The sequence below is a fragment of the Catellatospora sp. NPDC049111 genome (assembly GCF_040648615.1).
Taxonomy (GTDB): domain Bacteria; phylum Actinomycetota; class Actinomycetes; order Mycobacteriales; family Micromonosporaceae; genus Catellatospora; species Catellatospora aurea.
This window is the reverse complement of record NZ_JBEZEB010000003.1, coordinates 65,713-73,098: the sequence shown is the minus strand read 5'-3', so window position 1 is coordinate 73,098 and position 7,386 is coordinate 65,713. Positions and strand designations below refer to the sequence as shown.

Here is a 7,386-nt window from a genome sequence, read left to right as displayed (position 1 = left end):
GTTTTCTTTGCACTGCCCCTGTTCGCCGTTGGGGCGCACCGACCGTCACGGAGGGTGCGCCCCACGGCGCTTTTGGTGATATTGAGCGGCGAAAAAGTCACGCAGCGCAGGCTCCGGCAACCGTGAGTGAATTCTGTCATCACCCGGTTGCGCCTGGCCGGGGGACATCTAAGCTGACGCGAAGTCAGGCGTGCTGCCGCCCCGGTAACCCCCGCCGAAGGGCTCGGCGCCGCCGCCTCCTCACTGGGAGTCACCCATGTCTGGACGCCACATCCGTCGCGGCTGGGATGCCCCCGAGGCACCCGCGCCCCGGCGGACCGGCCTGTTCGGTCGCCGTGCCGTACGGATTCCCGTCATCATCATCAGTGCCCTGTCCGTGTGCGGCCTGGCCACCGTCGTGCTGCGCTCGGTCAGCGCCGATGCCGACGGCTGCGGCAGCGCCGGCATCACGCTCACCGTAGCCGCCGATCCGGCCATCGCGCCCGCCCTCACCGAGATCGGCAACCGCTGGAGCGCGACCAGCCCCATGGTCGGCGAGGACTGCGTGCGTGTCGAGGTCATCGAGAAGGCGTCGCACGAGGTGGCCAACTCGCTCGGCACCTGGGCGGGCGGTGCGGTGGACGTGGCCGGCAAGGCCGCGCCGACCCCGGCCGACTCCGAGCTGCCGGTGGTCTGGGTGCCGGACTCGACGTACTGGCTGGGCCGGGTCCGCGGGGTCGACCGCGACATGTTCGACGCCACCGCCCCGTCCCTGGCGGCCAGCCCGGTGGTGCTCGCCGTGCCGGAGACCGTCGCCCGCAACCTCACCGACAAGCTCGGCTCCGGCGTCGACGCCACGCTGCTCAAGAGCCTGCTGTTCGCCAAGACGCCCGTGCTCAAGCTGGGTGTCGTCGAGCCGCGTCGCGACACCGCGGGCATGGTCGGCGCGATGATGCTGTCCGACGCGGTCGTCGCCTCCGAAGCCGACCTGCCCGCGCTGGTCGCCGTGTACCGGGGCATCGGCGGGCCGGTCCCGGACACCGGGGCGCTGTGGAAGGCGTACGCCGCCGGCATGACCGGGGCTCCGGTCAGCGAGCAGGCCGTGATCGCCTACAACGCGGCCACCCCCAAGGCCCCGATGGCCGCGGTCACCCTGGCCCAGGCGCCGACGCTGGACTTCCCGTACGCCGTGCGCGCCCGCCAGCCGCGCCCACTGGCCGCCGCGGCCGCCCTGTTCTCACAGGCCCTGATCAGCGGTGAATACAAGGCGGTCTTCGCGGAGAAGGGCCTGCGCTCGCCGGAGGGTGAAGCCTCCACCGGCTTCCCGACCGGCCACGGCGTCACCTCCAACACCGTCTTCGTGCAGCCGCTCAACGACATGAACAAGGTCCGCGGCGCGATGACCGCCTGGGTCGCCGCCAAGACGCCGTCCCGGGTGATCGCGCTGGTCGACGCCACCTCGTCGATGGGCCGCACGATGACCGGCGGCGGCAACACGGCCGTGCGCATGCAGGTGCTGCGCAGCGCCGCGGAGAAGGGCCTGAAGCTGTTCACCGACGACAGCGAGGTCGGCCTGTGGGCCTTCGCCGGCCCGGGGCACCAGCCGCTGGTGCCGCTGGCCGAGCTGACCAAGTCACAGCGCAACAAGCTGAACGGGGCCGTCAACCAGGCCTCGCCCGCGCCGACCGACATCTGCCCGCTCTACAAGTCGATCATCGACGGATACCGCGAGCTGCTCAAGGGATACGACCCGTCCCGCAGCAACACACTGGTGGTCTTCACCGACAGCCGGGACAACTCCGGCATGTCGCTGCGCGCGGTTCAGAAGGAGCTGGAGAAGCTCGCCGACGTGACCAAGCCGGTCCGGGTGGTGCTGCTGGGCCTCGGCCCGGACGTCAAGCTGGCCGACCTGCAGGCCGTCGCCGACACCACCGGCGGCGTGGCCTTCCAGGTCACCGACCCGAGCCAGATGCAGACGATCTTCCTGAAGGCGCTGCTGGCCTGAGGCCGGTACGGAAGAGGGGCACGGCCGAAGGCCGTGCCCCTCTTCCGTACCCGGTGATCATCGGACTTGCCGGGCAGGTGTGCGTATCTTGGACCGCTTTTCGCCCACCTGCCTGGCAAGTCGAGCGATCATGGTCAGCCGATGTCGACCTTGCTCATGATGACGGTGTCGTCGCCGTGGCCGTGCAGGCCGCGCTTCTTGGCCTGGCGCTCGCGGATGATCTCGATGAAGACCGGGATCAGCGAGAGGAAGACGATCAGGAAGACCATCGGCAGGATGTACTTGTCGATGTGTTCGGGGCCGCCGATCGCGCTGATGATCTGCTCGGCGAGCAGGTAGCCGGCCAGCAGGATGCCGTCGACCCAGAGGATCGCGCCGATCACGTTCCACACGAAGAACTGCCGGGCCGGCATGCCGAGCACGCCCGCGACCGGGTTCATGAAGGTGCGCACGATCGGGATGAACCGGGCCAGCACGATGGCCTTGCGCGGGCCGAACTTCGCGAAGTAGTGCTCGGCCTTGCGCACGTACTCCTGCTTGAACAGGCGGGAGTCGGGCTTGTTGAACATCTTGGGGCCGTACTTCGCGCCCAGCCAGTGGCCGAGCTGTGCGCCGATGATGGCGCAGAGCGGGCCGAGCAGCAGCAACCAGCCGATCGGCAGCTGGACACCCTTCGACTCCAGGAAGCCGGAGGCGAACACGCCCGCGATGAACAGCAGCGAGTCGCCGGGCAGGAAGAAGCCGACCATCAGGCCGGTCTCGGCGAACAGGATGAAGCAGACGCCGAACAGCGCGGCCGGGCCGAACAGGGTCAACCAGTCCGTCGGATCGAGCGGATTGAAGGCGGCGGCGGCCAGTGGGGGCGCGGCCAGGGCCTGGAGAGTGTCGACTACGGTCACGCCGCACAACAGTACCGGGCAATGTTCTGAACACCCGGACACGTCCTGTGAGTCGAGGAGGTGGCTGTGACGTACGAGGAATTCGTCAACTCGCGACTCGGCGCGCTCGCGCGCTATGCGGTGATGCTCACGGGTGACCAGCACACGGCCCAGGACCTTGTCCAGGAGACGATGGTCCGCGTCCAGCTCAACTGGCGCAAGGTGGCCCGCGCCGACGCGCCAGAGCGCTATGTCAAGCGCATGATGATCAACCAGTATCTCGACTGGCGGCGCGGATCCTGGTTGCGCCGCGTGTTCCTGCGGCCCGACGCCGACGAGGCGGTCGCCGTGCCCGTCGATCACGCGCAGCGCACCGCGGATCGCGACCACATCTGGTCCCTGCTGGCCACGCTGCCGCGGCAGCAGCGGGCGGCGCTGGTGCTGCGCTACTACGAGGACCTGCCGGACGGGGAGATCGCCGAGATGCTCGGCTGCACCGTCGGCACGGCCCGCGGTTACATCTCGAAGGCGCTGGCCCGGTTGCGGGAGTCGGCGGAGCGGCTGAGCCTGGGAGGAGTCCGATGATCGAGGAAGAGCTGCTGCGTGACGCGTTCGCCCGGCACGAGGAGCAGGCGCCCCCGCTGGATCCGCTGCGCCGGGCCATCGACGCCCTGGCCGCCCGCCGCCGTCGCCGCCGTACGGCGACCCGTACCGGTGCCGCCGCGGTGGCCGTGGCGATCGCGCTGGCCGTGCCGGTGCAGCTGTGGCGGGGCGGGGTAGCCGATTACGTCGCGGCGATCGGGGTCGAGTCGTCGGTCGTGGCTCCCGAGGGCCCGCTGAACCTGCTGCTGCTCGGGCTGGACCAGCGGGGCGACATGGGGGAGGCCCGGTCCGACACGATCATGCTGGTGCACCTGCCGGCCGACGGAACCGCGGCGTACCTGATCTCCATCGAGCGCGACGTCGCCGTGGAGATCCCCGGCGAAGGCCGACGAAAGATCAACGGGGCATACACCGCCGGGGGTGCGCAGGGCGCCCGGCAGGCTGTGGAGCGGCTCACGGGCGTGAGCGTGGACGCCGTGGCCGAGGTCAAGTTCTCCGCGCTGCGCGAGGTGACCGACGCCCTGGGCGGGCTGCCGGTCTGCTTGCCACAGCGCGTGACGTCGCACCACACCGGGAAGGTCTATCCGGCGGGCTGCCAGGGGTACACGGGGACCCAGGTGGCGGACCTGGTCCGGCAGCGCTGGGGCGGTCTGGCCCACGGGGCCTACGACCGGGACCGCATCGGTCAGCGGGTTCTGCTGGGGCTCGTGAAGAAGGCCGGCGACCGGGCGCTGCTGAGCGACTTCGCCATGGTGAGCCGACTGGTGAGCACGCCGGGGATCACCCTGCACACCGGTGACCTCAGCCTGTTGGGTCTGGCGGTGCGGCTGGACCGGGTCGACGCGGCGCACATCGTCGGCGTCAGTCAGCCGACGTTCCTGCCGGTCACCTACGGCGGGTTCCCGTTCGAGAAGCTGGATCCACAAGTCGCGCCGAAGCTGTTCGCAGCGCTGCGAGATGACGCCATGAACGACTTCATCAGCACGCACCCGGACTGGGTGCTTCAGGAGTAGTCCTCGTCGGCGGGCACGGCCACCACGTTCTGTTCGATCTTGTCCCACTCAGAGGCCGGGGGCACCGGCGCGTCCGGCTCTCCGAGTGGCTCAGCCGGGAGGGCGTTGTTCAGGTCCTCGGCGTCCGCGATGGGATCCGCCGGCGTCGACTGTTCGAGCGCGTCGGCTTCGGGCACGTCGTCGGCGTACGTGTTCCCTGCCACGTTCTCGGTCATTGTTTCACGGTATGACTCGCCTGTGATATTCGCCAGCAGATGTGGGTTTCGGCGTAGAAGATGACCATATGGGCTTTCTGATCCGTTGGGTGATCAACGCAGTCGCGTTGTGGGTCACCACCTTGATCGTCTCCGGCATCGAGGTCACCGCCGCGACCACCACGCGCAGCATCCTCACCCTGATCGCGGTCTCGCTGATCTTCGGCCTGGTCAACGCGATCCTGAAGCCGATCATCCATCTCTTCGGGTGTGTCTTCTACGTGATCACGCTCGGCCTGTTCGCGCTGTTCGTCAACGCGGCACTGTTCCTGCTGGTGGACTGGCTGGCGACGGTGTTCAAGCTGCCGTTCGAGATCGACGGATTCTGGCCCGCGTTCTGGGGCGCGATCGTCATGGGCATCGTGAGCTGGGCGCTCAGCCTGCTGGTGCCGGACGGGGGCGAGGGCTGACGGCAGGCGTACCCCCTGGGCAGCCGCGCCATGCCGGAAAGCGCAGCCACCGGCCCGGCCGATCCCGCCCGGCGGTCCGGGGTAGGGGCCGATTCGCCAGGTCAAGTGACGTAGGCAATACTCCTGTAACGAGGACATCGCGGTCTTCCCGCAGCCATCGGGCGCGGCGACGCGCCACCGCGGCCATCCGCGTCACTGCACGCACGCTAGGAGCGTTCACAGATGCCTATCGCATCCCCTGAGGTCTACGCCGAGATGCTCGACCGCGCCAAGGCCGGCGCGTTCGCCTACCCCGCGATCAACGTCTCCTCCTCGCAGACGCTGCACGCCGCGCTGCAGGGCTTCGCGGAGGCCGAGAGCGACGGGATCATCCAGGTCTCGACCGGCGGCGCCGAGTACCTGTCCGGCCCGACCATCAAGGACATGGTCAGCGGCTCGGTCGCCTTCGCGGCGTTCGCGCACGAGGTGGCCAAGAAGTACTCGGTCAACGTCGCGCTGCACACCGACCACTGCCCGAAGAACAAGCTGGACGGCTTCGTCCGCCCGCTGCTGGCGATCTCCGCCGAGCGCGTCGCGCGCGGCGAGAACCCGCTGTTCCAGTCGCACATGTGGGACGGCTCGGCCGTGCCGCTGGACGAGAACCTGCAGATCGCCGAGGAGCTGCTGGCCCTCACCCACGCCGCGAAGATCGTCCTTGAGATCGAGGTCGGCGTCGTGGGTGGCGAGGAGGACGGCGTCGTCGGCGCGATCGACGAGAAGCTGTACTCGACCGTCGAGGACGCGCTGGCCACCGCCGCCGCGCTGGGCCTGGGTGAGAAGGGCCGCTACATGACCGCCCTCACCTTCGGCAACGTGCACGGCGTGTACAAGCCGGGCAACGTCAAGCTCCGTCCGGAGATCCTCAAGGAGATCCAGGAGCAGGTCGGCGCCAAGTACGGCAAGGAGAAGCCGTTCGACCTGGTGTTCCACGGCGGCTCGGGCTCGCTGCTGTCGGAGATCCGCGACGCGGTCGACTACGGCGTGGTCAAGATGAACGTCGACACCGACACGCAGTACGCGTTCACCCGCCCGGTCGCCGACCACATGCTGCGCAACTACGACGGCGTGCTGAAGATCGACGGCGAGGTCGGCAACAAGAAGCAGTACGACCCGCGCGCCTGGGGCAAGGCCGCCGAGTCCGGCATGGCCGCCCGCGTCGCCCAGGCCTGCCAGGACCTGCGCTCCACCGGCACGAAGATCAAGTAATCCGCCACGCGGGCCGCACCGGTTCGCGAGGTTGGCACAAGATCGCCTAATGCGGTCATGATCTGCGGTTCGACCGCAGGTCATGACCGCGTTTCGCGTCTACGGCGTGTTTCGCCGCGCGCGTGTCGGTCCGCGTCCCCGCCTTACCTGGCAGGAATCGGTACGATCGTCCGAATCCGCGTCTCAGGGCAGGAGGTCCGCACGTGCTGGGCATCGACGGGTACGACCCGGTCTGGCACCACGATGCCGGTGCGCTGGCGGCGGCGCACCGCAACCGCTTCGCCCGCGTCATCGGACAGCCGCTCGTCGGCTCCTGGCTGGTGTGGGACCTGGACGCCGAGGCCTGGTTCACCGGCGGCCCCGTGGTGTTCGGCTTCCCCGACGCCAACATCGAGATCACGCACCGCAAGTTCGACGAGTGCGCGATCAGCTGGGACACCATCGACCTGCAGGCCCAGCTCGACTGGCCCGGCCTGCGCCTGGACTGGTGGGCCGACACCCACCCTGCGATCCTCTCGGCCCGTGGCCGCCCGCTGACCCAGGTCAACATCATCGAACGGATCAGCCCCACCGCCTGGCGCCCGCACGTGCTGCACGCGCTGGAGTTCTTCTTCGGCGACCTGCGCGTCGCCCTGTTCAACGCGATGGACGAGAACGGCCTCACCGGCGAACCCGAGGTCAACCTCCCGGTCGGCTTCTGGCGCAGAATCCCAGTCGCGTAGCGGGCTGGGATCGGGTGGCGTCGTCCGGTCGCGTAGCGGGCTGGGATCGGGTGGCGTCGTCCGGTCGCGTAGCGGCCGGACGCGCCAAGATCGGTCGACTTGCCTGGCAAGTGGGCGAATGGCGGCTCAAGATACGCACGTCTGCCCGGCAAGTCCGACGATCTTGACCCGGGCCGGGCCGGGCGGGCAGCCCGGCACTGCGGCGGCCGGTCGACGTTTTCCCTCGTCACGTGCGGTGGAGTGTTTGCAAGGGGCCCTTCCTCTACGTATTGCGATG

The 7,386-nt window shown here is 69.1% G+C and carries 8 protein-coding genes; 6 read left to right on the top strand and 2 right to left on the bottom strand.

Going from position 1 to position 7,386, the window contains the following annotated elements:
- Positions 1 to 256: 256 nt before the first annotated feature.
- Entirely contained in the window at positions 257 to 1,984 is a 1,728-nt protein-coding gene (locus tag AB0B66_RS05165) for a VWA domain-containing protein (RefSeq protein WP_360523181.1), read from the top strand.
- Between the two features lie 134 nt (positions 1,985 to 2,118).
- Here the strand turns inward: AB0B66_RS05165 and AB0B66_RS05160 are convergent, their stop codons facing one another.
- Positions 2,119 to 2,883, bottom strand: coding sequence for a VTT domain-containing protein (locus AB0B66_RS05160; protein WP_360523178.1), 765 nt, complete (start codon positions 2,881 to 2,883; stop codon positions 2,119 to 2,121).
- Between the two features lie 66 nt (positions 2,884 to 2,949).
- Here AB0B66_RS05160 and AB0B66_RS05155 point away from each other — a divergent pair, with 66 nt between their 5' ends.
- Together AB0B66_RS05155 and AB0B66_RS05150 are read left to right on the top strand one after the other, a co-directional pair.
- Entirely contained in the window at positions 2,950 to 3,447 is a 498-nt protein-coding gene (locus tag AB0B66_RS05155) for a SigE family RNA polymerase sigma factor (protein ID WP_360523175.1), read from the top strand.
- Complete coding sequence (locus tag AB0B66_RS05150) at positions 3,444 to 4,478, top strand: LCP family protein (protein WP_360523172.1); 1,035 nt, start codon at positions 3,444 to 3,446, stop codon at positions 4,476 to 4,478. The genes AB0B66_RS05155 and AB0B66_RS05150 overlap by 4 nt, the downstream gene beginning before the upstream one ends.
- On the opposite strand, the gene AB0B66_RS05145 is transcribed toward AB0B66_RS05150, so the two are convergent.
- Positions 4,469 to 4,693, bottom strand: coding sequence for a hypothetical protein (locus tag AB0B66_RS05145; protein ID WP_360523169.1), 225 nt, complete (start codon positions 4,691 to 4,693; stop codon positions 4,469 to 4,471). The two genes, AB0B66_RS05150 and AB0B66_RS05145, sit on opposite strands and share 10 nt — an antisense overlap.
- Before the next feature lie 68 nt (positions 4,694 to 4,761).
- Here AB0B66_RS05145 and AB0B66_RS05140 point away from each other — a divergent pair, with 68 nt between their 5' ends.
- The 3 genes from AB0B66_RS05140 to AB0B66_RS05130 all read left to right on the top strand — a co-directional run bounded on the left by AB0B66_RS05140 (position 4,762) and on the right by AB0B66_RS05130 (position 7,109).
- Positions 4,762 to 5,142: a phage holin family protein gene (locus AB0B66_RS05140; RefSeq protein WP_360524116.1), complete on the top strand. Its 381-nt coding sequence runs from the start codon at positions 4,762 to 4,764 to the stop codon at positions 5,140 to 5,142.
- A 222-nt stretch (positions 5,143 to 5,364) separates the two neighbouring features.
- Positions 5,365 to 6,387: a class II fructose-bisphosphate aldolase gene (gene fbaA / locus AB0B66_RS05135; RefSeq protein ID WP_360523166.1), complete on the top strand. Its 1,023-nt coding sequence runs from the start codon at positions 5,365 to 5,367 to the stop codon at positions 6,385 to 6,387.
- 203 nt (positions 6,388 to 6,590) lie between these two features.
- On the top strand, positions 6,591 to 7,109 hold the full coding sequence (locus tag AB0B66_RS05130; RefSeq protein WP_360523163.1) for a hypothetical protein: 519 nt from the start codon (positions 6,591 to 6,593) through the stop codon (positions 7,107 to 7,109).
- The last annotated feature ends 277 nt before the right edge of the window (positions 7,110 to 7,386 follow it).